The sequence below is a fragment of the Brevundimonas sp. GW821-FHT02A10 genome (genome assembly GCF_059422025.1).
Map to the genome: position 1 here is coordinate 492,532 of NZ_JBWKWC010000003.1, position 23,712 is coordinate 516,243.

A 23,712-nucleotide genomic window follows, 5' to 3' on the forward strand; every position below is an offset into this window, starting at 1 on the left:
GGGCGAACGCGGGGCGACGCCGCACGGGTCGGGCATGACCTTTCCCGATCCTTTCCTCCCGCTCCTGATCGTCCACATCAGCACCGGCTTCTGCGCCGTCCTGATCGGCGTCATGCCGATCCTCACCCGCAAGGGCTCGCGGCTGCATCGGCTGTCGGGCCGGGTGTTCGCAGTGCTGATGACCACGCTTCTGGTCTGCGCCTGGGGCATGACGGCGCTGAGGCCCAACGCCTATTTCCTCGCCCTGTCTTCGGCGGCGTCGCTGGGGCTGTTCTCCGGACTGCGCGTGCTGGGGCGCAAGCGGCCGGACCTGCGCGCCACCGACCGCGCCCGTCCGATCGACTGGGTCGCCACGCTCGGCGCCGTCGGCATCGGCTGTCTCACCATCTGGTTGGCCCTTACGGGTCGAGGCGACGCGCCGCCCCAGATCCTGATTGCCCTGGCCTATGGGTCGCTGTCGCTGGGTGGCTGGGACCTGTGGCGGTTCGCGCGACCTCTGGACTGGCCCTTCAGCCCGGAGCTGTGGACCTATGAGCATCTCTGGAAGATGCTGGGCGCCTATAGTGCGGTCTGGTCGGCGTTCGCCGGCAACTTCCTGACCTTCGTCCCCTCGCCCTGGAGCGCCCTTTGGCCGACGGTCGTCCTGCAGTCGTTGAGTCTGATCTGGCTGGTCACCCTGCTGGTCCGCAAGCGCCGGGCCCCCGTTCCGGCATGAGATTGCGCCTGCCCTTCGCGGTCCTGCTGGGCGCCTTCGCGGCCTATAGCTATGGGGCGACGACGGTCTCGGCGGCCTGGTTCCTCAGGCGCGACTTCGGTCTCGGCTTGGCGGCGTCCACCGGTTGGGCGGCCCTGCTGTTCTCGCCCTGGGTCGCGGTCGGGCTGATGGTCTGGGCGATCCTGAAGCTGATGGGCGATCAGCCACGGACAATGGGAGTCCTGACGGTCCTCGCCATTCCCATCGTGCCCCTCGCCGCTTTGACCGCGACCGCTGTCGATAGGGCTATGCGCGGCGCGGACTGGTCGTTCGGTGAGGTGCTGAACCGCGCCATCGACCGTCTGCCGGTCGCCATCCTGCTCTACACCGCCGTCGTCGCGGCCGGGCTGGCCGCGGCCTGGTGGCGGCGCACGGACCTTCAACGGCGCGAGATGGAAAGCCTCAGGCGCGCGCTCGACGCTGTCCGCAGCGAACAGGCCATTGCCGCCCACGCACCCGACGCGCCCACGCCCCTGATCGTCTCGGTAGGACGCGGCCGCGCGCCGGTCCTGCCCGCCGACATCGAATGGGTGTCCTCTGCCGGCAACTACGCCGTGGTCCACTGGCGCGATCAGGAAGGCCTGCTCCGCGAGCCCCTGCAGCAGCTGGAGGCGCGGCTGGCGCCCGCCGGCTTCGCCCGCGCCCACCGCTCGACCCTGATCAACCTGGCCCACGTCGCCGAGCTGCGCCCGCTGGCCGACGGCGCCTGGCGCGCCACCCTCGACAGCGGCGCCGAACTGGTGATCAGCCGCAGCTACCGCGACGCGGTCCTCGCCCGGCTGGGCAGGCGCTGATCAGCGCAGCGGAACCCGCATGGCCAGGATCTCGCGGCTTGACCGGGTGATGCCGTACAGCATGCCCGGCGTGCTCTCGTCCCAGTCGATGGCCTGACCCTCGGCCTCCATGCCGTATGTCTCGACGTGCTCCAGCACGCCGCCGCCGTTCGGGATGGCGACGACATAGAGCTCCGGCAGATCATGGCCGCTGAGATACAACCGCCCGTCCGGTCCCCAACCGCCGCCCGAAATGCTCATCGGCGCGATCCGCTCAAGGATGGAGGCCGGCAGGGCCCAGGCCTCCAGCCGCCGCCACTGGTCGTCGAACTTGACCAGAGTCGTGTGGCGATGGTCGCGCGGAGCCTCGCCGCCCCGGCCGTCATAGTTGGCGAACATGGCCCACCAGAAGCCGTCGTGCCGCTCCACCCAGGTCACCGAACCGGTCCCGAGGCCCAGAGCCACGCTGCGGATGTGATGCAGGTCGACCGGGTCGAAAAACTCCACCGTCGAAACGTGCGGCACGGCCGGATAATTGGAGCTGGCGCAGACCAGCTGCTGGACCCGCTCCACCGCGATCAGGGTGCAGGAGTTGATGTGGGGGTAGCGGCTACGCTCCCCCACCCACTCGGCCTTCTTCTCGCCCGTGGTCTTGTCGAAACGGGCCAGGGTGAAGTTCGACACGGCATAGACGTCGTTCGGCCCCACGGCGACGCCCTGACTGGCGTGGGCGTCATAACGGCGCAGGGTCTCCGCCTGTCCCTCTAGCGGGATGGGAGGATGTTCCGGAGCTGCAGGCGTGGGAGCCGCTTGCACGGCTCCCGACAGGACCAGGGCGAAAAGGGCCGAAGCGATCATCGTCCGTTTCCTCAGAAGGCGGCCGACAGACCGACCCAGAAGGTCCGGCCATATTCCGCCGATTCCTGCAGGTAGCGCTCGCCCGGCCCGGTGTTTTCCTGGCGGTCCGAGTTCGACAGGTTCTGGGCCTCGAAGAAGACGGTGACGCCGCGGTCGGTGCGCCAGCTGACCGAGGCGTCGTACAGGTGGCGGCCCTTCCAGAACTGGTCGGCGTTGGGAATGGTGTCGTTCACCGTCTCCAGGAAGCCGCCGATGTAGTTGTGCGAGATCTTCGCCTCGAACGGACCGCGTTGGTAGTAGATCGACTCGTTCGTCGTCGTGCCGGGCTGCAGGAACAGGGAGTGGTGACGCTCCACCGTGCCGTTGTTGGTCATGAAAACGAAGTCGGTGTCCAGGAAGGTGGCGTTGGCGCTGACGCCGAAGCCGTCGAACGGCGCCGGCAGCATGGACAGCTCCTGCTGGAAGGCTAGTTCGATACCGCGAATGGTGGCGCCGCTGGCGTTGCGTGGCGTCGACACGGTCACATCGCGGACCAGCCCGTCGATCTCGATCTGCTCCTGCGACGTCGAGGTGAAGATCTCGTTCTTGATGTCCTTGGAGAAGACCGCCACCGAGATCAGACCGTCGGTCGGATAGTACTCCAGCGACAGGTCGAAACCCTCGCTCTCGCGCGGCTGCAGGTTCGGGTTACCGCGCGACATGGTGTAGATTCCACCGTTCACGGACACGTTTTCGGCCCCGGCCAACGACGCGTAGTTAGGGCGGCCGATGGTGTTGGTCCAGGCGGCGCGGACGGTAACGTTGTCCAGCACATCCCAGCGAACGTGAACGCTCGGCAGCCAGTTGTCGTAGTCACCTGCGTTCGAGACCGGAGTGACCGTGGTGGAGGCTGGAACGGCCGGAGTGGTCGGGGTGGCTGGTATCGCCGCTGTGGTCTTGACTTGGGTTGCGTGCGATTCCACCTCGGTCTTTTCGTAGCGCACGCCGCCGAGGATGGTCAGATTGCCCATCCGGTAGCTGGCCTGACCGAAACCGGCCGAGACATCCTCGCTCACATCATAGTCGCCGGTCCGCGCCGCCACCGAGGTGGTGAATGAGGTCCGGTTGGCGTTGAAGTAGTCGTAGGTCGAGGCGACGTCGATCCGGGCCCAGACCAGATTACCGTGGATCAGCTCGGTCGGGCCGGGACGGTCGACCGAGTCGAAGTTGAAGGCTGTGTTGGCGTAGTCGGTGCGGGCGTTCTGATAGTCGCGGTCGCTGGTGCGCAGAGCCAGACCGAATTTGGCCTTCAGGTTGCGGTCGGCGCCGCCGTCGTCGAAGGCGGCGTTCAGATTGACCTGGGTGGTGTTCTCGAACGACTGGACCAAGGTGTCGCGGTACTGGGTCAGGAAGTAGTTCGAGGCGGTCGTCAGGCCCGTCGTGCGCGGCGTGAACACCGGGAAGAAGCCCGAGGTGTCATAGCTGAAACCGTAGTTGGCGGCCTGGGCGTCGCGGGTGGTGAAGGTCACCGAGGTGTTCGGCTGCTCCATCTTGGCGTGCGAATAGACCAGCGAGCCGTCGATCGCCCACTGGTCGGTCGCATCCCACTGGAAGGCGGTACGGGCCAGGCTGATCTCACGCTTGGTGATCGGCTGATTCAGGCCGATGATGCCCCGACCGCTGGCGAAGGTGCCGCTGGTGGCGGTCTGGTTGGTGACGTTGCCGACGGGCTCGATGCGGTATTCGATCCGCTCCTCGTCGTCCTCCATATGGGCCCACAGGCCCGAGGCCTCCCAGTGGAAGGAGGCGTTCGGACGCCACTCGATCTTGCCGTTCACGCCGTCGCGGGTCTTGGTGTTGTTGTACCAGAACAGGCGCGCCTGGGTAGGCACCTGGATGCCGTTGCCGTTCGTGGCGCCTGAGGTCGTCGGGGCGCCGGCGGCGGTGTATTCGCGCACCGAGGGGTCGGCGACCTCCATCTGCGGGATGTCGTAGTCCAGCTGTTCGTGGCTGGCGCCGACGACCACGCCCCATTCGTCATTGGCGCCGAAGGTCGTGCCGGTTGCGAAGCTGAGGCGGTAGGACGGATCGTCGTTGCGGACGTCGCCGTGCTGCTCATAGACGCCGTAGGAGGCCATGCCGTTGAAGAAGGGCCGGCCCACGTCCAGGGCGCTGCGGGTGGTGATGTTGATGACGCCGCCGATGGCGTTGCCGTCGTTTTCGGGCGTCACCGTCTTGATGACCTCAACCCGGCCGGCCATGACCGAGGGAACGATGTCCAGCGGCACGGTGCGGGCGCTCTCGTCGACCGAGGCGACGATGGCGCCGTCGATGGTGGTGCGGTTGTAGGTCGAGGTCAGGCCGCGCAGGACCGGGTAACGTGGCTCGCCCTGGTCTTCCTGCACCGAGACACCCGGGATACGGCGCAGGGCGGCGGCGGTGTTGTGGTCGGGAAGCTTGCCGATGTCATCGGACGACACGGCGTCCATGACCTCGAACTCGGCGCGCTTGACGGCGATGGCGGCGCGGACGGCGGCGCGCTGGCCGGTGACCACGATCTCATCGACCTGGGAGGCCTCGGCGTCCTGCGTCGGCGCCACCTGCTGGGCGAAGGCCAGACCCGGTGCGCACAGGGCGCTGGTGGCCAGAAGACCGGCCGCGAAGCCACGGACCGAATGGAAATTGCGCATGAGAAGCCCCCTTCTTGGTGCAGTGCAACAAGGCGCTCCTAGGGCGGTCAGACTTCACTTCGAACACAGGTCGATGGCTATTCCGTCATAAGCCGATGACGCGGCGAAGACCGTTGGGCGGGCGGGCGGATCGTTCCCGAAACGCCGGCTCTTGCGCGGGAACAGGCGCGCTGATCCACCCGTTGATCGGGCTCAAGGGAGAGAAGCCGTGCAACAACAGATGTCTGTCGTCACGCTCGGGATCGACGACGTGGCCCGGTCCAAGCGGTTCTACGCCGGGGGCTTCGGCTGGACGCCCGTTTTCGACAATGGTGAGGTCGTCTTCTACCAGATGAACGGCTTCGTCCTGGGAACCTGGCTCCGAACGGCCCTGGCGAAGGATTCGGCGCGGCCTGTGGCCAATACGTCAGGCGATTTCGCCTTGGCCCACAACGTCGGCGGGAAGGACGCCGTCGCGCCACTGATGGACCGGCTGGCGGCAGCGGGCGGTCGGATTCTGCGCGCGGCCGAAGAGCCGCCCCAGGGCGGGATCAACGGCTATGTCGCCGACCCCGACGGCCACGCCTGGGAAATCGCCTTCAACCCCGCCTGGCCGATCTCGCCCGAAGGCTATGTGACCTTCGCCGAATGAGCGTCAGGGCTCGATGATCCGCGTCGGCACCACGATCTTCTGCTCGCACTGGCCATAGTCGTTGGCGGCCTGGGCATAGACGCTGAGCTTCTGCACATAGGCGTTGATTGTCGCGATATAGGTATCGAAAGCCACGCCATAGGCGTCCATCGCCGCCTCATAGGCGTTGATCACCCGGTTGCTGCAGGTATGGCGATGGGTCGCCTCATTCACGCACGACGGCGTCACGGGACGCGTGGGCTTCACCGTCCGTTCGACCGGAGGAACCTGCGGTGCGACACAGGCCGGCGGCGGTGGCCCAGCCTCTTGCCACCCGGCCGCCAGAAACGCGACCGCGATCAAACCCGACGAGATACCCATAAGCCCTCCACTGACCGGCTCATCTTGCCGACGGTTGAACAGTGGTCAACCGCAAGGTGAAGCCTGAATCACTCGTTGGTCGAGGGCGCATCCGTGGCCGGATCGGTCGGCTCCGGCAGGATCGGAGGCGTGGAGTCGGCGTAGGTCAGATAGTCCCGCCAGATCACGCGGGTCCGCTCGCGCGTCATCTCCGTCTGGCAGCCCAGATACATGGCGTTGCGGATCGTCCCGCCCTTCCACTGGTCGTAGACGCCGTCACAGACGATAGCGGCGTAAGCCTCCCAGGCCTTCTGACTGGTTTGAAGATAGACCTCCAGATGTGACCGCTGCCGATCGGACTCGGAGGCCTTATCCAGATCCCGCGCCCGCGTTTCCGCAGCAGCGAGATAACGCTCCATCCGCGCCGTCTCACGCTGGCCGTCCAGCAAGCCGCAGGCGTTGATCTCCGGGGTCGTCATCGCCTTTGAACAGTCGGCCGGCAAATCCTCGATCGCCTGGCCGGACAGCAGTATCGCAGCGACGATCGGAATCATGTCAGCCCCTACTTCTTCGGCGCGTGCTTCTGGCCCGTTCGGATACGGCCCGAACGCGAGACCTGCCTCGCCCCGCCGCGCGCGCCCTTCTGGATCGCGACCGACGAGCCGGCCTTCTTGGACGAGGACGCCTTCACCCCGCTGATGACGCGCGGCTTGGCGACGCGGGTCTTCTTCTGCTCCAGCGCCTTGCCGGGCAGACGGGACTCCTCCTCTTCCTTCTTGCGCACCTTGCGCGGCGCGGTCTTGGCGTCGCCCTTGTAGCGCTCGGGGCCCGACTTGGCGCCGCCCGCCGCATAGGGGTTCTCCGAACCGCCCTTGACGGTCAGCCGGATCGGCACGCCGGGCAGATCGAAACTTTCGCGGATCGAGTTGGTCAGATAGCGCAGATAGTGGTCCGGCAGATTGCCGCCCCGGCTGGCGAACAGCACGAAGGTCGGCGGCCGGGCCTTGGTCTGGGCCATGTATTTGGTCTTGATGCGCTTGCCGTCCACGGCGGGCGGCGGGTGCCTCTGGGTGGCCATGGACAGCCAGTCGTTGAGGTCCTTGGTCTTGACCTTGACCGACCAGGTCTCGTGCGCCTTGAGCACCGCCGGCATCAGCCGCTCGACGCCACGTCCCGAATGGGCCGACAGGGCGACGAAGGGCGAACCCTTCAGCTGGGGCAGTTTGTCGTCCGCCAGTCGCTTCAGCTCGGCCATACGGGCTTGCGGGTTCTCTTCCAGATCCCACTTGGAGGCGACATAGACGAGGGCCCGGCCCTCGCGCTCGACCAGATCGGCCAGCTGCAGGTCCTGGACGTCGAAGGCGTTGTCCTTGTCCATCACCATGACCACCACCTCGGCGAAGGTGATGGCGCGGATGGTGTCGGCGACCGACAGCTTCTCCAGCTTCTCCTGCACCCGGGCCTTGCGGCGCATCCCGGCGGTGTCGACCAGACGGATGTTCTGGCCCTCGTATTCCCAGTCGACCGAGATGGAATCGCGGGTGATCCCGGCCTCGGGGCCGGTCAGCAGGCGGTCCTCGCCGATCAGGCGGTTGATCAGAGTCGACTTGCCGGCGTTAGGGCGGCCGATGATGGCGATGCGGATCGGCTTGTCGGGCTCGTCGATCTCTTCAATGAAGATGTCGGCGCTGGCGGTGACGAGGGCGGCGTAGAGGTCGGCCATCCCCTCCCCGTGCTCGGCCGAAATGGCGACCGGCTCGCCGAAACCGAGGCCATAGGCTTCGCCCACGCCGCCGCCGGATTCCCGGCTTTCGGACTTGTTGGCCAGAAGGATGACCGGCTTGTCCTGCTTGCGAAGGCGCTCGGCGAAGATCTCGTCCAGCGAGGTTACGCCCTCGCGGGCGTCCATCATGAACAGGATGACGTCGCCGTCTTCCAGCGCCGCCTCGGTCTGTTCGCGCATCCGCGATTCGAGGCTGTCGTCGGTGACGTCCTCATAACCGGCGGTGTCGATCAGGGTCAGGTCCATGTCGCCGATATTGCCGTCCGCATAGCGACGGTCGCGGGTCACACCCGGGCGATCGTCGACCAGCGCCAGGCGCTTTCCGACGAGCCTGTTGAACAGGGTCGATTTGCCCACATTGGGGCGGCCAACGATGGCGACCTTTAATGCCATGACTGGCCTTCTAACGTGTTTCGGGCGGAAGCGTCAGCGCCTCCGCCCGAAGAAGTGAAACAGTGGAGCCTCGAAAGGTTCCTAGCGAATGCAGACCAGCTGGCCCTTGTCGTTCAGGACATAGAGTGCGCCGTTGTAGGCGGCGGGAGCGACATAGGCCGCGGCGCCCAGCTTGATCGAGGCGGTCTGCTCCCCGGTCTTGGGATTGAACGCCACGGCGTCGCCGTCGGAATTGACCAGAACCAGGCGGTTGGAGGCCAGGATCGGGCCCGACCAGTCAGGGCGCACGGTGTGATCCCAGAAGCCGAAGACGCCGCCTTCCTTGCGCACGCGCCCGACGTTCAGGTCCCTGGTCCAGTAGACGGCGCCCGTATCGCGATTGATCACGGTCAGTTCACCGGACTTGGACACGACATAGACGACGTCGCCGGTCGGCAGGGGCGCGTTCACGCCGGAGACCGGCAGGGTCCACTTCGGCTGGCCCGAGCGGATATCCATCGACTGCATCACGCCCGAGTGGCTGACCGCATAGACGAAGCCGCGCGAAACCACCGGACGGCCCGCGATGTCGCGGATCTCGGACAGGGCGCTGATGCGGCTGGTGCGCGACAGGACCTGATTCCAGACGGCCTGGCCGTTGGAGGCGCGCAGGGCGACCACTTCACCGGACGAGAACGGAGCGATGACCGTGTCACCGACCACCGCCGGAGAGGAGGCGCGCATGATCCGGGCCGGCTCGGTGATGCCCCGATAGGACCATTCCTGCTGACCGTTGGCGGTGTTGAAGGCGATGATCTGGTTGTCGATGTCGATGACAAAGACGCGCGAACCCGACACCGTCGGGGCCCCGTGGATCGGGCTGTCGACGGGCACGGTCCAGGCCACGGCGCCGGTGGCGGCGTCCAGCGCCGACATGGTGCGGTAACCCGAGGACACGAAGACCTTGCCGCCGGCCACGGCGACGCCGCCGCCGAAGCCGCCGGTCAGGGACGAGCTGCCGGGCCGGATGTTGAAGCCCAGGATGCCGTCGCCGCGTTCGCGGCCTTCCGGCCTGACGTTATGCTTCCACAGGATCTCGCCCGAGGCCGCATCGACGGCCGTCACCGTGGACTCGCCGTCCAGGACGAAGACCTTGCCGCCGTCGGCGACGACCGGGGCCATGATCTGGCGGGTCTTGCCCGAACCGGCGCCGATATCGCGCTTCCAGGCGACGGTGAAGTCAGCCGCGGCGATGACATGTTCGACCGAGTTTTCGGGCGTGCCGCCCGGCAGCGGCCAGGCGGTGGCGGCCTGCGGGCCCGGAAGGAAGAAGTCGCGGCCCGACAGGGCGGCGGACGGGGCCAGCTGCTGTTCGAACTCCAGCACCGAGACCCGTTGTCCGGCGGTGGCGACGGCGGTGTTCGCCTTCTTGCCGCCGAGGCCGAAAGGCAGCATCTCGCGCTGGGCGGCGCAGGAGGCGGCGGTCACGGCCAGACCACCGATAAGGGCGATCTTCAGGGCGCGGGTCATGTGCGTCGTCTTCAAGGCGCGATCCGTCATTGTGCGGCGGCCGGAGCGGCCGCCTGGGGTTGAGCGCCAGCCAGGGCCTGGGCCGACGGCACGGTGACCGGCGGGAGGGCCTTCTGGGCCTTGATGATGTCGTTGATGTTCGAGGCCGCGCCGGTGTCGACGGCGTCGATGCACTGTTGGGCCATCTGACGGACCGAGTCGGGCACGTCCTGACCGAGGGTCAGCTGGACACACAGCACGCGGGCGTCGGCGGGCTTGCCGGCCTGCAGATTGGCCAGGGCCAGGGCCTCCTGGGCGAACGGGCGCATCGGACGGCCTTCGGCGGCCAGCGGCGTCAGGCGCTTGATCGCGTCTTCAGTCGTGCCGGTGTCCAGGATGATCAGGGCGGCCTTGTAGGCGGCGGTGTCCTTCAGGATCGGATCGCCCGAGGCCTTGGCGGCCTCGTCGAACAGTTCGACGGCCTGGGTCAGGTTGTTGGCCTGGACGGCCAGGCCCGCGCGTTGCTGCAGGGCGAGAGCCTTGTAGGCCCCGTTGCCTTCCTTCTGGGCTTCCAGGAAGGCCGCGCCGGCGCCGGCGACATTGCCCGCCTGCAGGGATTCGAGACCGCGATCATAGGCCACCGAGGCCTTGTCCGCCTTGGAGTTCTGCCACGAATCCCAGCCCCACCAACCCAGCGCGCCGATCAGGGCCAGCAGCAGGACGCCGCCGACGATCGGACCCCAGGTCAGGAAAAGGCGCTTGTATCGATCGGAGCGAAGCTCCTCCTCGACCTGCTCGAAGACATCAACCACGGAAAAGTCGCCCCAGAAAGCTAATCGGCAAAACCGCGCGGACCCTAGTGGGTCAACGTCGCTCCCGCAACGCGTCTCAACAGAAGCGTGTTATTGCGAAGCCGGCTTTTTGGAGAAGTAGGTCTCGACTTCGGCAGGAAAACGGCGGGCTTTGACGTCAGAAGCGTAACTTGCGGCCGCCCGGTCGATTTCCGCGCGCAGATCGGCGTACTTCCGGACGAATTTGGGCGTCCAGTCGAACATGCCGAGCATGTCGTTGGTCACCAGTATCTGACCGTCGCAGGCCGAGGAGGCGCCGATTCCCACCGTCGGCTTGTCGACGAGTTCGGTGATCTCGCGCGCGACGCCCTCGGCCGTGCCCTCGATGACGATGGCGAAAGCGCCTGCGTCTGCCGTAGCCTCGGCCTCGGCGATGACCCGCAGCCGCTCGTCGTCCGTCTTGCCCTTGGCCTTGAAGGCGCCTTCGGTCAGCACGGCCTGGGGCCTCAGGCCGACGTGGCCCATGACCGGAATGCCGCGCTGGACCAGATAGGCGATGGTTTCCGGCACCGTGGGGCCGCTTTCCAGCTTCACGCCCTGCGCCCCGGTCTCTTTCATCATCCGGGCGCAGTTCTCGTAGGCGACTTCCTTGCCGCCTTCGTAGGAGCCGAAGGGCATGTCGACGACGACCATCGCCTTCTTCGAACCGCGCATGACCGCCTGGCCGTGCAGGATCATCATTTCCATCGTCACGCCGACGGTGTTGGGCAGCCCGTGCACCACCATGCCGACACTGTCGCCCACCAGCAGCAGGTCGCAATGCTCGTCCAGAAGCGCCGCGGTCGGCGCGTCATAGGCGGTCAGACAGACGATAGGCTCGCCGCCTTTCCGCTTCATGATGTCCGGGGCGGCGAGACGGCGGACCGTTTCCTGCTTCTGGCTCGACATGGACCTTACGCTTCCTGGGACAGTTTCATCACACCGGCGGCGGCCAGCGCGATCAACGCTCCCGTCGCGATCCAGAATAGCTGCATTCCGCTCATCGACCCAAGCGACACATTCGCAAGGCCGATCTGGTCAAGCAGCGACTGGACCGCGTTCTGGGTTCCGGCGCTGGCGGCCTGCAGGCCCTGTCCCAACGCCCGGCCAGCGATCGGAGCCTCGTTCGAGGCGAAGTTGATATTGACGTGCATGGCCTGATTGAGGGCCACGGCGCCGCCGGCCAGTCCCGCCAGCGTCAGGGCCAGGGTCCGGACGCGCGAGCTCGAAGCCAGTTTGGCCTCCACATCGGCGACGAACAGCGGCGCATCGGCCATCTGCGGAGTGCGCGCGAACAGCCGCTCGATATCGGGATCGAACTCATCAACCGACATGCGAAGCCCTCCCTGAGAGTGGCGGTTCCGGCCGAAGCCGGGCGCGGAGTTTATCCAGACCACGTTTGACATGAGATTTCACCGTACCAAGCGGCAGATTCATGGCGGCCGCGATTTCCGGGTGGGACATGCCCGCTCCGTGACAAAGGGAAACGCACAGCCGTTCCGTCTCGTTCAGCGACTTGAGCGCCTCGTCGAGGTCGACCAGTCCGGGCGTATCGATCGTGGGCGCGGCCTCTTCCGTCTCGATTTCCGAGACATAGCGGGCGTCCTTCGACTTCCGCTTCAGATAGAGCCGCGCGGCGATCCGCTTGACCCAGGCGGCGAAGGTGCCCTCACCCCGAAACTCGGAGCACCGCTGGAAGGCGGTCAGGAAGGCGTCCTGGGCCACGTCGTCGGCCTCTGCGGCCTGGGCTCCCATGCGACGCAGCAGGGCCCGGACGGCGGAGCTGTGCCGACGCACCAGCTCGCCGAACTCCCGTCGCCCGCCCGCCGCCGCGAGGGCGGCGAGCTCCACGTCATGGAAGTCCATCAGGGACTTGGTCATTACAGTTTCCCCCTGTCGTGACCGGCTCTCAGTCCTTGTTCTTGTTGAAGAAGCTCAGGACGATGAAGGCCAGACCGATGGTGGTCGGGATGCAGGCGAGACCGAACAGGCCGCTGCCGAAGTGCACGGGGCCGCCGTCCCAGCCGTCGTGGCTCCAGCCCAGTTCGCCGACCAGACCGAAGGCGGCGATGCCGATGCCGACGGCCAGCCAGATGATTCCCCGGCGGATGTCGCGGGTGCGCGACGGGACATTCTTGGTGGCCTCACGGCCCATGGCCTCGATGACTTCCGGCGGCAGGGGCTGACCCTTGTCGATGGCGGCGCGGACCGTGGCCTGCAGCTCGCGGCGTTCGCGGCTCTTGAAGTAGCCCGGGCCGAGAACGATGGCGGTGATGGCGGCGAAGATCGTGAAGACGATCAGAATGGGTGTCATGTCCATGGTGTTACCCCTGTTTCAAACTGGCGACCGGAGCCTGATGTCCCGGCCTTCTGATAACAAGAGGCGCCAGGGACGTCGTACGGATGCGCCTTTCGACGTGAAACTTTCGTAAGGCGGCCGACAGGCCTAAACCGGCCGCCTCGAAGGAGGATCGCCTGATGCACCGTCGCAGCCTGCTGGCCGGGATGACCGCCCTGCCCCTCGCCTCGCTGACCGCCGCCTGTGTCACGGCCCCGGCCGGCGGCGCGGAGACGGTCCTGACGCTGGCGACCTTCAACATCTGGCACAACCAGGGCGACTGGGCCGCCCGACTGCCGCTGATCGTCGAATCTCTGCGCGCGCAGGACGCCGATGTGATCGCGCTTGAAGAGGTGCTCCAGGACGCCGCCGTCGGCCTGCCCAACCAGGCGAAGACCATCGCCGAGGCGCTCGGCTATCAGTGGATCTTCCATTCGGTCGACGACGAATCCAAACCGCGCCGCTACGGCAACGCCGTCCTGACCCGTCTGCCGATCGTCGCCGGCGACTGGAAGAAGCTGGAGCCGCTGGACGATTATCGCACCGCCGTCCGGCTGCGGGTGATCAAGGGCCGGGCCCCGATCGACGTGGTCGTCACCCATCTGGCCTGGCAGAACGACGCAGGCCCCGTACGCGCGCGCCAGATCGCCGACCTGCTGGACTGGCTGCCTCACGACGGAACGCCTCTGGTGGTGATGGGCGATTTCAATGCGGCGCAGGAAGACAGCGGCCTCGCCGTCCTGACCGGCCCGGACTATTTCAGCGCCCTGCCGCGCGGCTCGGTCGCGACCACGCTCAATCCGGCCAAGGGTCATCCCGACCGGGTCATCGATCACATCTTCGCCCGCGCCAGCGCCTTCGCCCCGGTCAGCGCCCGGATTTTCGCCACCGAACCGATCGGCGGCGAATACGCCTCGGATCATTTCGGCGTCTCGGCCGTGATCCGCCTCAGATAGCGGTCAGGCGCGTCCCAGCCGCCGCGAGAGCTGGATCAGCCAGATCGCCGTCGCGCCCGTCACGCCCGCGACCACCAGGGCCGGCAGCAGGTCCGGCGTCGCCGCCTCCGCCTGATCCAGCATCCGCGCCGCCTCGGGCCACAGGGGTTGTAGTCCCCACAACCCCGCCGCCGCCGCGACAGTCAGCGGCAGCATGGCCGCGATCCGGGCCCACAGGCGGCGTGCGGCGATCCGCTGGGCCGTCCGGACCTCGAAGGCGAAGTCCCGCGCCGGGGGCGCGTCAGCCGCGAACAGGGCGGCCATTTTCTGTTCAGGCGTCATCGGATCCTCCGAGCGCTTTCAGCAGTTTCGCCCGTCCGCGCAGAACATGCGACTTCACCGTGCCCAACGGCAAGCCCAAAGCCTCGGCCGCCTCGGCGTTGGAAAAGCCGTCGGCCAGACACAGGGCCACACAGGCCCGCACATCGGGGGCCAGTTCGCCCATGGCGGTCGCCATGGCCATCCGGTCGGTGTGCGAGACGCCGGCGGGTGTTTCCAGAGCATCCATCCAGTCGCGGTCGCGCCGCGCGCCGCGTTGCGCGCTCCTGATCCGGTCCTGCGCCCGACGCCAGGCGATGCCCAGCAGCCAGGACCGCACGCCCTCCGGGTCCTTCAACGACCGCATCGAGCGCCAGGCGGCCAGAAAGGTCTCCTGCGCAACATCGTCCGCCTCGCCCCAGCCTCCACCCAGCGTGCGGCGCAGAAAGGCGCGCACCACCGACTGATGCCGCTGGACCAGCCGCCCGAAGGCCGCGTCCGATCCGGCGCGGGCGGCCCGCGCCAGATCGCCGTCGGTGACCCCCGTCATAGGACCGCTCATCCCCCTGCCCCCGCAGGTCCGGGATCAGGATCGCGGCCGCCGGAACAGCAGGGCGTTGATCAGGGACCACACCGCCACAGCCGCCATGACCATGGAGACGATGACGAAGGCGCCGCTGTCGCGGTCGATATTCATCCAGGCGCCGATGCCGAAGCCCGCGGACAGGATCACGAACAGCCCGACGAGCGACCAGTAATGGGCCGGCGACTGTTCGCGCCGCCGGTCCGACCGCTCGTCGCCGTCCAGCTCCAGCGGCGCGTCCAGTTGCCGGAGCAGGGTCTCGGGCGGTTCCATCCCCTTGTCCGCATAGCTGCGGATCAGGTCCATCATCGCCTTCTGCTGGCGGAACTTCAGCCAGCTCTGGAAGGCCGCATAGATCATCCCGCCGACCGGGAAGATCAGCCACCAGAACGAAAAGAAGAACTGTTGCATCGTCTCATTCCCATCGCGCCGGGCCCATCGCCCGCGCTTTCAAAGGGTAGTCGGCGCCGGATGCGGCATTGGATGCACCCCGGCGACAGTCGCGTCGAATTTATCATCGAACGCCGGTCTGAACCTCGACAACCGTCCGCTTACGGTCAAGGCTGATCGCCTGAAACGCCGCCCGTGCGGCCTCGAGGCGTGCGGCCTCAAGGGAGGAATGCGATGCTTCTGCCCCAGCTTTCGGCCCTGGGCTGGTTCCACACCCTGGGCAGCCTGCCCGCCGTGCCGCTGGCCCTCTATATGCTGATCCGGCATGGGCGGGTGACGCCCGAGGCCGTGATCGGCAAGGCCTGGCTGGTCTTCATGTTCATCGGGGCGATCTCGGGGGTTCTGGTGATCAAGGACGCACCGGGGGTAGCCATCTCCATCCTCAGCCTCGGCTCCCTGACCGTCGGCTCGACCGTGCACAAGGCGACCTTCCTCGGCCGGCATCGCGACTGGATCCAGACCGTGGCGCTCAGCACCGCCGTCTTCACCCTGTTCCTGCCCAGCGTGACCGAGACCCTGACCCGCCTGCCCGCCGGCCATCCGATCGCGGCCAATCCGCAGGCGGCGCTGGTCGTCACCTTCCAGCTCGGCCTTCTGGTGACACTGATCGTGGGGGTGACACTACAGTTGATGTTCCTCAAGCGGCCGACACCGGCTACGGTCGCCGCCTGACGTCTTTTCGAGGAGCTTCCCATGTCCCAGGTCACCTATCGCATCGTCGAACACGACGGCGGCTGGGCCTACAAGCTTGGGGACACCTTCTCCGAGACCTACCCCGACCACGACAGCGCCCGCGCCGGCGCCGTGCGCGCCTCGCGTGAGCAGCGGTCGCCCGACGAGACCGCCTTCATCGAATATGAGACCAAGGCCGGCCAGTGGATCACCGAACGCGCCGACGGCCACGACCGCCCCGAGACCAGCGTCGAAGGCTAGACCCTAACCGAGGGCGGCCGCGTAGACGTCCGGCTTGAAGCCGACGATCCGCCGGTCGCCCAGGTCCAGCACCGGCCGTTTGATCATCGACGGCTGGGCCAGCATCAGATCAATAGCCTTGTCGGCGTTCAGGTCGACGCGATCCGCGTCCGGCAGCTTTTTGAACGTCGTCCCGGCGCGGTTCAGCACCGTCTCCCAGCCATGCTCGGCGACCCACCGCTCCAGCGAGGCCCGGTCGATTCCGGCCTTCTTGTAGTCGTGGAATTCAAATGCCGTCCCATTGGCTCCCAGCCAGTCGCGCGCCTTCTTGACGGTGTCGCAGTTGGGGATTCCGTACATCGTGGCGGTCATCGAAGGCTCTCCTGAAGGCCGCAAGGCCTTAGGCGAGGTCGCGCACTGATGCCAGCGCGGATCAATGGTTCGGAGAGGTCGTCCCCGGTCCGACCAAGCGAAGACGCTGGCACGGCGGCTGCCCGTCGAAATAGGCCGGGTCCATGCGCGCGACCTGTGTTCGAAACTCGGGGATCGAGTGGAATTCGCCCCACGTCTTCGTGCTCTCGCTCCGACTGATCGCGCAAACCTGCCTCAGGACCGGGAGGACCGATGGGTCGCTGAGCGGGTTATTGACCGGGATAGTTCGAGACCAATCCCCATCCGGACCGTACTCAACCATCCCAACTTGGGCATAGGCCAGATCGGAGCAATCGACTTCGAGCCGGCTCGCGCTCCAATTCCGACTAACAGGCATCTCGAACCGGATCTTGGTAGCGGACACCGTCTCGATGTTCCACGCGCCGATCACACCGCATCCTCCCAAGGCTGGAAGAATATAGCCTGTCGAGATCTCGGCCTGATGCGGAGCCGCACAGCCCATAGTGAGGAGAGCAGCCAAGGCGCCCAATACCCGCACGGTCTTCATCAGCCCCCCAGAATCTCAACTCGCGCCCCGTGCCTGAGCGGTATCGCAGGTTGTGTAGTGAGCGCAACACTGGCTCACCCCAGCCTTGCATTTAACCACTCGGTTATCTACAGTCCCTCCAACGACAAGGAGGACGCCCCATGCCCGCCGTCAGCTTTTCCCGGAACAAGATCACTCCCTTCCTCTGGTTCGACAGCCAGGCGGAAGAGGCCGCACGCTTCTACGCCGGCCTGTTCGAGGATTCGAAGATCATCAGCGCCAGTCCGATGATGTGCGAGTTCCAGCTGGCGGGTCAGAGCTTCCTCGCCCTGAACGGCGGCCCGCGCTTTCCCTTCACCGAGGCGGTGTCCCTCTATGTCTCGTGCGAGGATCAGGCCGAGGTCGACCGGCTGTGGGACGCCCTGACCGCCGACGGCGGCGCCGAGAGCCAGTGCGGCTGGCTCAAGGACAAATACGGCCTGTCCTGGCAGATCATCCCGGAGGCCCTGCCTCGCTACATGCAGGACGCCGACCGCGCGAAAGCCAACCGCGTCATGCAGGCCATGCTAAAGATGCGGAAGATCGTGGTCGCCGACCTGGACGCCGCGGCCGCCGCCTGAGGGAAACGCCGCATGAAGCTCTATGCTCACCCCTTCTCGTCCTATTGCTGGAAGGCCCTGATCGCCTTCCATGAGAACGACATCGCCTTTGACTACCGCTCGCTGGAGGAGCCGGGCGCCAATGAAGAGCTGGCGGCGCTCTGGCCGTTGAAGCGCTTCCCCTTGCTGGTCGACGGCGACCGGACGGTGTTCGAAGCGACGTCGATCATCGAGCATCTGGCCGTCCATCATCCCGGTCCCGTCGCCCTGATCCCGTCGGACCCGGCGCTGGCGGTCAAGGTGCGGATGATGGATCGGGTGTTCGACAACTATGTCTCGACGCCGCAGCAGCGGATCGTCTTCAACGCCATCCGGCCCGAGGCCGACCGCGATCCGTATGGCGTGCGGGACTGCGAGACGATGCTCGACACGAGCTATCAATGGTTGAACGGCTATCTGGCCGGGCGCGAATGGGCGGTCGGCGACAGTTTCTCGATGGCCGACTGCGCGGCGGCGCCGGCCCTGTTCTACGCCGACTGGACGCGGCGCATCCCGGCGGACCTGACCGAACTGACCGCCTATCGCGCCCGGCTTCTGGCCCGCCCCTCAGTGTCGCGCTGCGTCGAGGAGGCGAGGAAATACCGCCCCTATTTCCCGCTCGGCGCCCCGGACCGGGACTAGCCGTTAAGCGCCCACCGCCCGAGCGGCTCGTGGATACTCTTTCCCATATGACTGCGGATCAGCACCAGTTCGCGCACCGTCCATGAGACCGGCGAGATCGGGTCGGGCGCGATTATGGGATCATCGTAGAGCAGGGTCACATGCGGCGTGAAAGCGCCCGTGGTCTTCACCCCCTGCCCGGCCAGCGCCAGACCAAGCGCTTCTCGATAGGCCTGCAGGTCGGCCAGCGCCTCTTCGCTTCCCTTGAGGATGAACGGGCGGTTGCCGGGCCGTCCCGAGAAGCTCGCCGCATGGTCAAAAGTCACCTCGAACGGCGCGGCCTTCATCGCTTCCGCCGCGGCGACCGTCCGGCGCACCAGATCCTGAGGCAGGCCTGCGAAGTCGCCGAGGTGGAAAAGGGTGATGTGCAAACGGTCCGGTTCATGAACCGGCCGCTTGAGGCCATGCTTGCGCTTCAGATCCTCACCCAGATCGGCAATGACGGCAGCCGTCGCCGCATCGGGAAACAGACCCAGGAACAGGCGGTCCGTAGGCGCTTTTGAGGCCTCTCCGAACAGGTCGGCGGTGTCAGACATGGATTCTCCGGGATCAACCCCGATCCTGCCCGTCCTCCCGACCGATGTCGATCAGGACCGCGAGGCTGCGGCGCGTCAGGGCGACGGCGTCGGGCCCCACGGCGGCCAGCAGTTGGGCGTCGATGGCCTCGCGCGCCTCGGTCTGGACCGCCGCCGCCGCGCGGCCGCGCTCGGTCAGGCCGACGGTCAGCTTGCGCCGGTCATTCGGGTCCATCGTCCGCTCGAGATAGCCGCGCAGCACCAGCGCATCGACCAGTTGTCCGGCCGCCTGTTTCGAGATCTTCAGTTCACGGATCAACTGCCCCAAGGGCACATCCCCCGCTCCCAGCGCCAGCCCGCCGATGACGTAGAGGCCGTTGCCGGGGATGTCGTCATAGCCCGCCTCATTGAGTCCCCGGCGCATGGCCTCGCCATAGGTGTTGCGGGCGTGGCGCAGCAGGGCCGGGATGGCGATCCGGTCGTACCAGGGGGTTTCAGCAGCTTCGGTCATCAGCACGCTCCGGCGTTGGGATGAGGCCCTATGCGCCACAGCGGATTGACTGTCAACTTTATTGACTATCTTTTTTCAGGACAGTCAAAACTCGAACGGTCGCGTCTCGACATGCGCCCACCAGTCGTCGCGGCCGGCGAAGTCCCCGCCCCCGTCCCAGCAGGCCCCGACGTAGTAGGTGAAGGGCGCAGCCGGCTGGATCTCGACCAGGATCAGATAGTTGTCGAAGTCGTCGACGAAGCCGACCACCGCCTTCGGATCGACCAGCACCGAAATCCCGATCGAGCCCGGCGCGGCCTCGGGCCCCCAGACGTCCAGCCGACCGTTCGCCTTGTCGCGGCGGATATTGTTCGCCCGGGTCGCGGGCCGGCGCCGCGCGATGCCGATCCCGACGGTCAGAGGCCCGGGCGTGTCCGAAGTCAGGGTCGAGGTGATGCGGTTGAAGTTCGACCCCATTGGCAGTTCGACCCGCCGCGTCTCCGACACCTTGCGGATCACATCGACGGGCCAGGCGGCATAGTCGACCTCGAACCGCGCCGCGTCGCCGCCGGTGTCCAGAATCCGGTAGGTCGCGAAATTGCGCGAGGTCCACAGCTTGTTGTCATGCCAGACGCCCAGACCGCCGCAGCCGCGGCTGCCCCCGACTTCATAGAAGTCCAGACCTTCGCCGTGATCGACATGATAGCTGCCACTGGCCATCTGGCGCTGCATGAAGGGCCAGCGCGTCTTCTTGCCCCAGACGTCGACGCCCGATCCCGACGGCGGCTCCTGCGCCTGCAGGGCCGGACCATAGATGCGGTGGGCGATCCGGTCGTTCTCCCACCAGAGATCGTCAAACCGCTCGGGCGCGAAATGAACCACCGCGCGCGGTGTCGGGTCCTCCGGCGGAGGCAGGGCCGCGGCGGCCTCATGGGCTGTTTGCGCCAACGCCGGAGTCGCGGCGGCGCCCGCCAGGGTTCCGGCCAGAAGGGCGCGTCGGTTCAGGTCTACCAATTGAACATCGTCCCGTCCTGAAGCCGGTTCACCGGCAGATAGGCCCGGCTGTAGGGATGACGCGCGGCCAGCGCCTCGTCCAGATCGACGCCGAGGCCGGGCGCGTCGCCGGGGTGCAGCATCCCGTCCTCGAAGCCGTAGTTGTGCGGGAAGACGGCGTCCGTCTCCGGCGTATGGCGCATATACTCCTGGATGCCGAAGTTCGGTGTCGACAGGCCGAAATGCAGGGCCGCCGCCATCGACACCGGCGACAGGTCCGTCGCTCCGTGGCAGCCGGTCTTCACATGATAGAGGTCAGCCAGGGCCGCGATCCGGCGCAGATGGGTCAGGCCGCCGGCGTGCACGACCGTGGCGCGGATGAAGTCGATCAGCCCCTCCTCGATCAGGGTCTTGCAGTCCCAGATGGAGGAGAAGATCTCGCCCACGGCCAGCGGCGTGGTTGTGTGCTGGCGGATGGTGCGGAAACCCGCCTGATGCTCGGCGGTCACCGCGTCTTCCAGCCAGAAGGGCCGATACGGCTCCAGATCCTTGCCCAGTCGCCCGGCCTCGATCGGGGTCAGCCGGTGGTGGACGTCGTGCAACAGCTCGATGTCCCAGCCCAACTCGGCCCGCGCCGCCTTGAACAGCTGAGGCACCATCCTGAGATAGCGCGGCGTCGACCACTCGTTCTCGGTCGGCAGGGCGGCGTCGGCGGGCTCATAGAACATCTTGTCGCGCGACACGCCGTAGGTACTCTTCAGCCCCGGCACCCCAGACTGCAGCCGGATGGCGCGGTAGCCAAGATCGCGATAGCGCATCGCCTCCTGCACCGTCTCCTCGATCGTCGCCCCGTTGGCGTGACCATAGACCGTGACCCCGTCGCGGCATGCCCCGCCCAGCAGCTGGTACAGCGGCAGACCCGCGATCTTGGCCTTGATGTCCCACAGGGCGACGTCGACGGCGGCGATGGCGGTCATCCCGACCGGCCCGCCACGCCAGTAGGCGCCGCGGTACAGGTACTGCCACATGTCCTCGATCCTGTGCGCGTCCTTGCCGATCAGCAGGGGGCAGACGTGCTCGGTCAGATAGGCGGCGACCGCCAGCTCGCGCCCGTTCAGGGTCGCATCGCCCAGGCCGTAGGTCCCCTCGGCTGTGGTGATCTTCAGGGTGACGAAATTCCGGCCCGGCGAGGTGATCACCACCTTCGCATCGATGATCGGCGAGGCCATGCGGGCGGGCGAGACCGACGAAGCCTTCTGGGGTGCTGCGGCGAGGGAGCGTTCGGTCATGTCAGTCACATCATACGCGAGTTTGGGAGGAAACATGTCAGCTCAGTCGGCAGACTGGCCTGACCCTTCGCGGCGTCGTAGAAGGAAGCGGCATGACCACATCCACCGCCGACACCCGAAAACTGTACCAGCAGGTCGCCACCTCGGTCGCCGCAGGCATCGCCGCCGGCCAGTATCTGGTGGGCACGCGCCTGCCGTCCGAACGGGACCTGGCCGAGGAGTTCGGCGTCAGTCGCCCGACGGTGCGCGAGGCGATGATCGCGCTGGAAATCCGGGGTCTGGTCGAGGCGCGTCCGGGCTCGGGCATCTATGTCACCGAGGCGGCGCCGAACGACGGCGGCGCGGCGCCGGAGCTGGACATCGGCGCTTTCGAACTGACCGAGGCGCGCCGCCTGTTCGAGGGCGAGGCCTGCGCCCTGGCCGCCGGCGTCATCACTGACGCCGAACTGGCCGAGCTTGAGGTCATCCTCAAGGACATGGTCGGCGAAAACACTCTCAGCACGCCCATCGGCGAGCACGCCGACCGCCGCTTCCACGCCACCATCGCCCGGGCCACGCGCAATGCGGCCATCGTCATGGTGGTCGAGAACCTGTGGGACCTGCGCTACCGCTCGCCCCTTTGCGCCGCCATGCTGGCCCGCGCCCGCCAGGTCGGTGTCCGCCCGCTGATCGAGGACCACCGCGAAATCCTGGATGCCCTGATCGCCCGCGATCCGGCCGCGGCCCGCAGCGCCATGCGCGCCCACCTCGGCCGGGTCATCGACGGCCTGCTGACCGCCACCGAGATGGACGCCCTGGAACGCACCCGCTCCGACGTCGAGGCCCGACGTCAGGACATCGCGCGCCGCACCGCCATCTGAGGTCGCCTCACGGCGCATAGGGCGGCACGCGCAGGTTCAGGTCGAGATCCGCGTTGCGCGCCTGATAGAGGGCCGCCTTGGCCGCCAGCACAGGATCGCTCCACGCCCAGGCGCCGCGCTGCAGCACTTCGTACAGGCCCGAGGTCTCGGTCTTGTCCAGTTCGGGGTAAGGCCACTCCCCTTCCCGCCCGGCCCAGCCGGCGACGAAGTTGGTGGCCGCGTGCAGCGACCGCCCGTCTTCCGTCTGGAAGTTCCACAGGTCGACGCCGACGCACTGGCCCAGCTGGGCGATGTCGAAGGCCGCCGTCAGGGTCCAGGTCGAATAGTGCAGCGACCGGGTCCGGGCCAGCTCCTGCGGCAGGCTGCCGTTCGCCGCGATCTGGGGTGTCAGACGCTGGGCGCCGACACGACCGATGACCGTCTTGGCCACATCGTCCATCCCGGCATAGAGGGCGAACTCCGAGATCAGCATGTCGTAATAGACGCCGTGATTGTTGGTCGCCGCCTTCTCGGCGCGGCCGATCGGGCTGGTCGCCATCCAGTGGACCAGGTCGGCGAACCAGTCGCGCAGACCCGCCCGCTCGGCGTCGGTCAGGCTGGGCGAGGTATCCAGCAGCCCCAGTCCCTCGACGACCCGCACCAGCCGGTAGGTGTCGATGACACCCTCGGCCCGCCCCGACACCAGACCCGGCACGGCCTGGCCGTGGTTGAGGTTGGGGTTCATCTTCGTCTCGGGCGCCAGGAACCAGACCCGAAGCAATTCAGCGGCCTTGGCCGCATATCGCTCATCGTCTGTGAAGTAGTACGCCAGCGACAGAGCCTGAACGTCGCCGCTCATCGCCTCCAGATCGGTCAGGTCGAAGGCGTTGGTGTCCCGCTCCGGGTTCATATGGCCGTCGCGGCGGATATAGGGTCGGCCGCCCGGCTTGGAGGGATCCGGCCACCAGTAGGGCCCCATGCTCATGTAGTCGTGCTTGTCGCCGCTGGCGGGCGTCTGGGTCTTGTCGACCACCGTGTAGGGGCCGCGCGTCAGGGCGGCGTCGGCGCGGGCCAGCATGGCCGCACGGGCCGGCTGCAGGGTCGCATCGGTCGCGTAGCGCGCCTTGACCGACATCAGCCAGTCAGGCCGCCACAGGAAGGTACGGCGACCGGCGAAGGCCTCCGCATAGCCGCTGGAGCCTTCGCAGACCGGCGCGGCTGCCGGAGTTTGGGCGGCGACCGGCTGGGACGCCAGCAAAGTCCCGACAGCCAAGGTGGAAACGAGGAAACGCAT

The 23,712-nt window shown here is 67.0% G+C and carries 29 protein-coding genes; 9 read left to right on the top strand and 20 right to left on the bottom strand.

Annotation, left to right across the window (positions count from 1 at the left end; all coding sequences use genetic code 11):
- Positions 1-34 precede the first annotated feature (34 nt).
- Together AC07U0_RS11990 and AC07U0_RS11995 are read left to right on the top strand one after the other, a co-directional pair.
- Positions 35-715 carry a DUF2306 domain-containing protein gene (locus tag AC07U0_RS11990; RefSeq protein WP_494720224.1) on the top strand — a complete coding sequence of 227 codons (681 nt, stop codon included), beginning with the start codon at positions 35-37 and terminating at the stop codon, positions 713-715.
- Positions 712-1,548, top strand: a complete 837-nt coding sequence (locus AC07U0_RS11995) for a LytR/AlgR family response regulator transcription factor (protein ID WP_494720225.1) — start codon at positions 712-714, stop codon at positions 1,546-1,548. The genes AC07U0_RS11990 and AC07U0_RS11995 overlap by 4 nt, the downstream gene beginning before the upstream one ends.
- Here AC07U0_RS11995 and AC07U0_RS12000 read toward each other — a convergent pair whose 3' ends face one another.
- Both AC07U0_RS12000 and AC07U0_RS12005 read right to left on the bottom strand, forming a co-directional pair.
- Positions 1,549-2,385, bottom strand: a complete 837-nt coding sequence (locus AC07U0_RS12000; protein ID WP_494720226.1) for a hypothetical protein — start codon at positions 2,383-2,385, stop codon at positions 1,549-1,551. It lies immediately after the preceding gene.
- Positions 2,386-2,396: 11 nt separating this feature from the next.
- Positions 2,397-5,054: a TonB-dependent receptor gene (locus AC07U0_RS12005; protein WP_494720227.1), complete on the bottom strand. Its 2,658-nt coding sequence runs from the start codon at positions 5,052-5,054 to the stop codon at positions 2,397-2,399.
- 208 nt (positions 5,055-5,262) lie between these two features.
- Here AC07U0_RS12005 and AC07U0_RS12010 point away from each other — a divergent pair, with 208 nt between their 5' ends.
- Positions 5,263-5,685: a VOC family protein gene (locus AC07U0_RS12010; RefSeq protein WP_494720228.1), complete on the top strand. Its 423-nt coding sequence runs from the start codon at positions 5,263-5,265 to the stop codon at positions 5,683-5,685.
- Positions 5,686-5,688: 3 nt separating this feature from the next.
- Here the strand turns inward: AC07U0_RS12010 and AC07U0_RS12015 are convergent, their stop codons facing one another.
- From AC07U0_RS12015 to AC07U0_RS12055, 9 genes are all read right to left on the bottom strand, one after another.
- Positions 5,689-5,931 carry a hypothetical protein gene (locus tag AC07U0_RS12015; RefSeq protein ID WP_494720229.1) on the bottom strand — a complete coding sequence of 81 codons (243 nt, stop codon included), beginning with the start codon at positions 5,929-5,931 and terminating at the stop codon, positions 5,689-5,691.
- Positions 5,932-6,113: 182 nt separating this feature from the next.
- Entirely contained in the window at positions 6,114-6,578 is a 465-nt protein-coding gene (locus AC07U0_RS12020; protein ID WP_494720230.1) for a lysozyme inhibitor LprI family protein, read from the bottom strand.
- An 8-nt stretch (positions 6,579-6,586) separates the two neighbouring features.
- The gene (gene der, locus AC07U0_RS12025; RefSeq protein ID WP_494720231.1) at positions 6,587-8,200 is read right to left on the bottom strand and encodes a ribosome biogenesis GTPase Der; all 1,614 of its coding nucleotides are present in this window, start codon (positions 8,198-8,200) and stop codon (positions 6,587-6,589) included.
- Between the two features lie 81 nt (positions 8,201-8,281).
- On the bottom strand, positions 8,282-9,709 hold the full coding sequence (locus tag AC07U0_RS12030; protein WP_494720232.1) for a PQQ-binding-like beta-propeller repeat protein: 1,428 nt from the start codon (positions 9,707-9,709) through the stop codon (positions 8,282-8,284).
- A gap of 26 nt (positions 9,710-9,735) precedes the next feature.
- Positions 9,736-10,500 (bottom strand): tetratricopeptide repeat protein, encoded by a 765-nt coding sequence (locus tag AC07U0_RS12035; protein WP_494720233.1) that lies wholly within the window; start codon positions 10,498-10,500, stop codon positions 9,736-9,738.
- Positions 10,501-10,590: 90 nt separating this feature from the next.
- A complete protein-coding gene (gene panB, locus AC07U0_RS12040) occupies positions 10,591-11,427 on the bottom strand; it encodes a 3-methyl-2-oxobutanoate hydroxymethyltransferase (protein WP_494720234.1) in 837 nt (278 codons plus the stop codon).
- Between the two features lie 5 nt (positions 11,428-11,432).
- Positions 11,433-11,852: a hypothetical protein gene (locus tag AC07U0_RS12045; RefSeq protein ID WP_494720235.1), complete on the bottom strand. Its 420-nt coding sequence runs from the start codon at positions 11,850-11,852 to the stop codon at positions 11,433-11,435.
- Positions 11,842-12,399: an RNA polymerase sigma factor gene (locus tag AC07U0_RS12050; protein ID WP_494720236.1), complete on the bottom strand. Its 558-nt coding sequence runs from the start codon at positions 12,397-12,399 to the stop codon at positions 11,842-11,844. The genes AC07U0_RS12045 and AC07U0_RS12050 overlap by 11 nt, the downstream gene beginning before the upstream one ends.
- Positions 12,400-12,427: 28 nt before the next feature.
- Positions 12,428-12,838 (bottom strand): DUF6249 domain-containing protein, encoded by a 411-nt coding sequence (locus AC07U0_RS12055; protein WP_494720237.1) that lies wholly within the window; start codon positions 12,836-12,838, stop codon positions 12,428-12,430.
- Positions 12,839-12,996: 158 nt separating this feature from the next.
- Here AC07U0_RS12055 and AC07U0_RS12060 point away from each other — a divergent pair, with 158 nt between their 5' ends.
- Positions 12,997-13,812, top strand: coding sequence for an endonuclease/exonuclease/phosphatase family protein (locus AC07U0_RS12060; protein WP_494720238.1), 816 nt, complete (start codon positions 12,997-12,999; stop codon positions 13,810-13,812).
- A 3-nt stretch (positions 13,813-13,815) separates the two neighbouring features.
- On the opposite strand, the gene AC07U0_RS12065 is transcribed toward AC07U0_RS12060, so the two are convergent.
- The 3 genes from AC07U0_RS12065 to AC07U0_RS12075 are packed head-to-tail and all read right to left on the bottom strand — an operon-like array spanning position 13,816 to position 15,103.
- Entirely contained in the window at positions 13,816-14,133 is a 318-nt protein-coding gene (locus AC07U0_RS12065; protein ID WP_494720239.1) for a hypothetical protein, read from the bottom strand.
- A complete protein-coding gene (locus tag AC07U0_RS12070) occupies positions 14,123-14,659 on the bottom strand; it encodes an RNA polymerase sigma factor (protein WP_494720240.1) in 537 nt (178 codons plus the stop codon). The genes AC07U0_RS12065 and AC07U0_RS12070 overlap by 11 nt, the downstream gene beginning before the upstream one ends.
- Before the next feature lie 36 nt (positions 14,660-14,695).
- On the bottom strand, positions 14,696-15,103 hold the full coding sequence (locus AC07U0_RS12075; RefSeq protein WP_494720241.1) for a hypothetical protein: 408 nt from the start codon (positions 15,101-15,103) through the stop codon (positions 14,696-14,698).
- A gap of 213 nt (positions 15,104-15,316) precedes the next feature.
- Between AC07U0_RS12075 and AC07U0_RS12080 the strand changes: the two genes are divergently transcribed.
- Positions 15,317-15,814: a DUF2306 domain-containing protein gene (locus AC07U0_RS12080; RefSeq protein WP_494720242.1), complete on the top strand. Its 498-nt coding sequence runs from the start codon at positions 15,317-15,319 to the stop codon at positions 15,812-15,814.
- A gap of 21 nt (positions 15,815-15,835) precedes the next feature.
- Positions 15,836-16,075, top strand: coding sequence for a hypothetical protein (locus tag AC07U0_RS12085; RefSeq protein WP_494720243.1), 240 nt, complete (start codon positions 15,836-15,838; stop codon positions 16,073-16,075).
- Between the two features lie 3 nt (positions 16,076-16,078).
- Here AC07U0_RS12085 and AC07U0_RS12090 read toward each other — a convergent pair whose 3' ends face one another.
- Positions 16,079-16,426 carry an arsenate reductase gene (locus AC07U0_RS12090; protein WP_494720244.1) on the bottom strand — a complete coding sequence of 116 codons (348 nt, stop codon included), beginning with the start codon at positions 16,424-16,426 and terminating at the stop codon, positions 16,079-16,081.
- Between the two features lie 708 nt (positions 16,427-17,134).
- On the opposite strand from AC07U0_RS12090, the gene AC07U0_RS12095 reads away from it, so the two are divergent.
- Both AC07U0_RS12095 and AC07U0_RS12100 read left to right on the top strand, forming a co-directional pair.
- A complete protein-coding gene (locus AC07U0_RS12095) occupies positions 17,135-17,593 on the top strand; it encodes a VOC family protein (RefSeq protein ID WP_494720245.1) in 459 nt (152 codons plus the stop codon).
- A 12-nt stretch (positions 17,594-17,605) separates the two neighbouring features.
- A complete protein-coding gene (locus tag AC07U0_RS12100; RefSeq protein WP_494720246.1) occupies positions 17,606-18,253 on the top strand; it encodes a glutathione S-transferase family protein in 648 nt (215 codons plus the stop codon).
- Here the strand turns inward: AC07U0_RS12100 and AC07U0_RS12105 are convergent.
- From AC07U0_RS12105 to manD, 4 genes are all read right to left on the bottom strand, one after another.
- Positions 18,250-18,828 carry a 2'-5' RNA ligase family protein gene (locus AC07U0_RS12105; RefSeq protein ID WP_494720247.1) on the bottom strand — a complete coding sequence of 193 codons (579 nt, stop codon included), beginning with the start codon at positions 18,826-18,828 and terminating at the stop codon, positions 18,250-18,252. The genes AC07U0_RS12100 and AC07U0_RS12105 overlap by 4 nt on opposite strands.
- A 13-nt stretch (positions 18,829-18,841) precedes the next feature.
- Entirely contained in the window at positions 18,842-19,318 is a 477-nt protein-coding gene (locus AC07U0_RS12110; protein ID WP_494720248.1) for a MarR family winged helix-turn-helix transcriptional regulator, read from the bottom strand.
- An 84-nt stretch (positions 19,319-19,402) separates the two neighbouring features.
- Positions 19,403-20,311 carry a DUF4861 family protein gene (locus tag AC07U0_RS12115; protein ID WP_494720249.1) on the bottom strand — a complete coding sequence of 303 codons (909 nt, stop codon included), beginning with the start codon at positions 20,309-20,311 and terminating at the stop codon, positions 19,403-19,405.
- Positions 20,305-21,519 carry a D-mannonate dehydratase ManD gene (gene manD / locus AC07U0_RS12120; RefSeq protein WP_494720289.1) on the bottom strand — a complete coding sequence of 405 codons (1,215 nt, stop codon included), beginning with the start codon at positions 21,517-21,519 and terminating at the stop codon, positions 20,305-20,307. Before manD ends, AC07U0_RS12115 begins: the two co-directional genes overlap by 7 nt.
- A gap of 152 nt (positions 21,520-21,671) precedes the next feature.
- On the opposite strand from manD, the gene AC07U0_RS12125 reads away from it, so the two are divergent.
- Entirely contained in the window at positions 21,672-22,439 is a 768-nt protein-coding gene (locus tag AC07U0_RS12125) for a FadR/GntR family transcriptional regulator (RefSeq protein WP_494720250.1), read from the top strand.
- Positions 22,440-22,446: 7 nt separating this feature from the next.
- Here AC07U0_RS12125 and AC07U0_RS12130 read toward each other — a convergent pair whose 3' ends face one another.
- Positions 22,447-23,712 carry an alginate lyase family protein gene (locus AC07U0_RS12130; RefSeq protein ID WP_494720251.1) on the bottom strand — a complete coding sequence of 422 codons (1,266 nt, stop codon included), beginning with the start codon at positions 23,710-23,712 and terminating at the stop codon, positions 22,447-22,449.